General features: G+C 69.2%; 3 protein-coding genes. 1 reads left to right on the plus strand and 2 read right to left on the minus strand.

The genetic code is table 11. The features are described 5' to 3' along the window. Nucleotides 1–269 precede the first annotated feature (269 nt). Nucleotides 270–719 carry a peptidase inhibitor family I36 protein gene (locus ACIBEI_RS31795; RefSeq protein ID WP_398893660.1) on the minus strand — a complete coding sequence of 150 codons (450 nt, stop codon included), beginning with the start codon at nucleotides 717–719 and terminating at the stop codon, nucleotides 270–272. After that, nucleotides 716–1,447: a hypothetical protein gene (locus ACIBEI_RS31800; protein WP_398893661.1), complete on the minus strand. Its 732-nt coding sequence runs from the start codon at nucleotides 1,445–1,447 to the stop codon at nucleotides 716–718. Before ACIBEI_RS31800 ends, ACIBEI_RS31795 begins: the two co-directional genes overlap by 4 nt. 666 nt (nucleotides 1,448–2,113) lie before the next feature. Between ACIBEI_RS31800 and ACIBEI_RS31805 the strand changes: the two genes are divergently transcribed. After that, nucleotides 2,114–4,090 (plus strand): helix-turn-helix domain-containing protein (locus ACIBEI_RS31805; protein WP_398893662.1); only part of this gene is annotated, 1,977 nt, incomplete at its 3' end.

Raw genomic sequence — 4,090 nt, forward strand, 5'->3', positions numbered from 1 at the left:
CTGCGACACAACGCCCGCAACACGGACCGCCCGCTCGCCCTACTCGGGCTCAAGTGATCACAAAACGGACGCCCGCCGACTACGCCGAAGCCCTGGCCGCGTCGAGGGTCCGGTGCAAGGGTAGCTCCTCGGATTGACGAGAGGAGCGCGATGTTCAGTCCCAACCGTCACGGCCGTACCTTCGGGGCATCTGATTCCACGAATGAAGCGGCGTGGTTGTTGCCGCCGCTTCATGGGAAGCGGCGGCAACGGCGCTCAGGGAGCGGGGTTCAGCAGTTGGGGGTCCACGCGTGGGAGGCGATGTTGTCGTTCAGTGATTCGCCGCCTCCTGCTCCGTTGTGCGGGAAGTAGTGGTGGACGATGTTCTCGAGATACACACCCCTGTTGAGGCAGAAGTGAGCGCCGGTTCGGCCGGGGCTGTAGTAGAGCCAGACGTCGTGGGTGTAGCCGTTGTTGTGCAGGGAGCTCGCCTCGTTGCGCATGCCGCAGCTGGCCCAGTTGTCGCTGCCGCCGGACCACTGGCAGTGCCGACCAGGCCGGTCCTGGTTCCTCTTCTCGTGCTCCCAGGCGTGGAGGTAGCCGTCGGCAGCCGGTGCCGCTGCGGCTCGCGTTGACGACGGTGACGATTCGGACGCCTGGGCGACGCCGGGTATGGCGGTCAGGCTCAGGGCGGTGAGCCCCACGGCCGCAAGCGCGGTGGTGATCCTGGTCCTTGTCACTGGTTCTCCTCGGTTGTTGTGGTGGTGTCGGTTGGGTTGGTGGTCAGAAGGGCGCGGGTACGTGGCAGGGCGGCGTGCGCCAGCCGGAGACGGTCGCGGACCGCGTCCTGGTACCGCTTCCGCAGCCGCGCGTCGTAGCGCCGGTCGAGGCTTCGGGCAGTTGCGGTGAGGCCGCTGGTGTCAGCGCATTGCGCCTCGGCGACCGCCGTGCGTACTTCCTGCCGCTGACGCGCGTCGGTGTCCGGGGCCGATGAGCGGGTGAAGGCGGCCCGCGCCTGGTATGGATCGGTGTAGCGCAGTCCCCGACCCTGCATACAGGTGGACCATTTCTTCACGGCTGCCTTGAACTCGCTGTCGTCTGCGACCTGTTGCTGGCGCACGGCAGGGAGCGCGCCGGCGACCATGTCGACTCGGAACCAGGCGGCCAGGTCGCCGTAGAGCTGTTCCTGGGCGTGGGCAGTGCAGCCGTCGGCGATGCGGCCCGCAATCGCTCCGGTCGGCATCCGGACCTCCAGCCGGTCGGCGGACTGCTCTCCGTTGAGGGCCGCGACGGCGCGCTGCCGGTCGGCCGCCGACAGGCTGGTGAAGTAACGCTGGTTGGGGTCACTCACACGCAGGCGTTCGCGGCGTGCCTGCAGCTCACTGCCGTACCCGTGCCGGGCAGCCCACTTGGCGTCGTCGACTACGTACGGGAAGTCGCGGTCCTCAGGCAGGGGATGACGGGGCACGGCCCACCTCCGAAAGCCGCGGGCGACCATGCAGGACACGGTGAGTCGTTCTTCCGCGTCGTGCAGCAGGTCCTGCTCCCGTTCCGTCAGCGAGCGTGTCGCCGATGGGGTCGGATCACGCGGGGCTGGCGGTGTGTTGCAGGAGACCACTACGAACACGACCGCCGCGGTGATCCCGATCAGCGCACTCCGCTGATGAAGCCAATGTCGCTGCATACCGGGCCCTCACGCTCCCGTGAATCCGGGAGTGCACGAGATTGCCCTTGCTGGCCCCAGGGCGGTGTGGGCGAGTGCCCCCACAGATCCAGCGGCCAGCGCTGGGCCAAGGGCTCGATTCCTGTGCACTGTTTCGTTCCTTCCGGTCAGGACGGGGCTTGATGGGGCAGGTGGAGGCTGGACGCGTTTCAGTTCATCTATGGGGCGGGCAGATCGTCTGTTCCACAGCCGCGGCGGTGCCCTGCTGGCTGCGTGGGCGGCCAGCAGGGCGTTCCCCCGTGGAGCGGTCCACCGGGCCGCTCGCAGCACCGAGTTCAGCGGCTGGAGCATTGTTCGGCAGCCCGGTTCCGGCGGCCGAACAATGACCGGACGCGTGATCCTGCTGGTGTCGTTGAGGTGTCTGGGTTGGCTGCCCTGCGCGGTGCGGGAGCGGCCGGAGGAGGTAGGGGTATGGCGGGGCGTCGTGAGGAGCCGGTGGACCCGGCGTCGGGTCCGGTGCAGCGGTTCGCGTTCGAGTTACGCAAGCTGCGCACGGATGCGGGCGGGATCACCTACCGGTCGCTGGCAGAACGGGCGGGCTACGGGGTGACCACGCTGTCGCAGGCGGCGGCGGGCGAGCAGTTGCCGACGCTGCCGGTGGTGCTGGCGTATGTGCGGGCGTGCGGCGGTGAGGTGACCTGGTGGGAAGCCCGGTGGCGGCAGGCAGTGGAGGAATCGGCCGGTGCTGGGGCAGAGAAGGACGATGCTGGAGCGGAGCCGCCGTACCGGGGGCTGACGCGGTTCGAGACGGGTGACAGCGGCCGGTTCTTCGGCCGGCAGCAACTCACCGCCGACCTTGTCGATCTGCTGCGCCGTCAGCGGTTCGCTGCGGTGTTCGGCCCGTCCGGCAGCGGCAAGTCCTCCCTGCTGCGGGCCGGCCTGATCCCCTTCCTCCAGCACTCCCAGGAGGCTGGCCTGCGGCCCGCGGCGATCCGGATCCTGACCCCCGGGGAGCATCCGGCCCACACCCACGCCCACCTCCTCACGCCGGCCACGTCGGACGCAGGGACGGACACCTTCGTGATCGTCGACCAGTTCGAGGAGGTCTTCACTCTGTCCCGCGACGCGGCCGAGCGCACACGCTTCATCGACCAGCTACTGACCGCACGGCAGCCGGAGAGCCGCCTGCGGGTACTGCTCGCGGTACGCGGCGACTTCTACGGACGCTGCGCCGAACACCGCCACCTGGCCGACGCGTTGCGTGACGCCAATCTGCTGGCCGGTGCAATGAACCCGGCGGAACTGCGCGACGCCGTCGTCAAGCCCGCCAAGGCTGCCGGACTGACCGTGGAACGGGCCCTGACCTCCCGGCTCGTCGACGAGGTCGCCGACGCGCCGGGAGGGCTACCGCTGCTGTCCCACGTACTGCTGGAAACCTGGCGCCGACGCCGGGGCAAGACCCTGACCATGGCGGGCTACGAGGCAGCCGGCGCCCTCGACGGCGCCATCGCCAAGACCGCCGAACAGGTCTACGACCGGTTCACCGGGCAGGAGGCGTCCGCGGCCCGCCGGACACTGCTCCGTCTGGTCACCCCTGGCGACGGCACCGCCGACACTCGCAGACCCGCCCAGCGCACGGAACTTGAGAGTACCGGCCAGCCGGTGACCGCCCGCGTCGTGGAGGCGCTTGTCCGGGCACGGCTGCTCACCCTCGACGACGGCACCGTCGACCTCGCTCACGAAGCCCTCCTCACCTCATGGCCCCGACTGCACGGCTGGATCGAGGAAGACCGCGAACGCCTACGCGCCCACCGAACACTGACCGAGGCGGCACAGGTGTGGGAAGACCTGGGCCGGGAGGCGGGTGCCCTGTACCGGGGAAGCCGCCTGGCCACCGCCTGGGAACACTTCAGCGACGCTCCCCGGGAAGACCTCACCGACCTGGAACACGCCTTCCTCACGGCCAGTATGGCCGCCCGTGAACAGACATTACGTGCCGCAGCCCGTGTCACGCGGCGGCTACGGGCACTCACCATGACCTTGTCCGTCCTTCTGGTCCTCGCCGTCATCGCGAGCGTGGTCGCATACCGGCAGCGCCAGGCCGCCGACGCCGCCCGGCAGGTCGCCCTGTCCCGCCAGCTCGCCGCACAATCGACCACCCTCATGGGCACCAACCCCGATCTCGCCGCGCTGATGGCCGTTCACGCGTACCGAATGAGCCCGACATCCCAAGCAGTTGAGAGCCTCTACACCGCCTCCGCCATGCCTTTACGCAAGACGCTCCAACACCTCTACCGCCCCTCTGTGCTCACGTTGGCATTCAGCCCGGACGGCCGCACCCTGGCCACCGGTGACCGTGACGGCATCATACGGATATGGGACACGGACACCGGCCGACTCCGCAACAGGCTGCGCGCACACGACGGAGCGACCTACGTGGTGGCGTAC

Origin of the sequence: Streptomyces sp. NPDC050988, assembly GCF_044456225.1 — a bacterium.
Taxonomy (GTDB): Bacteria; Actinomycetota; Actinomycetes; order Streptomycetales; family Streptomycetaceae; genus Streptomyces.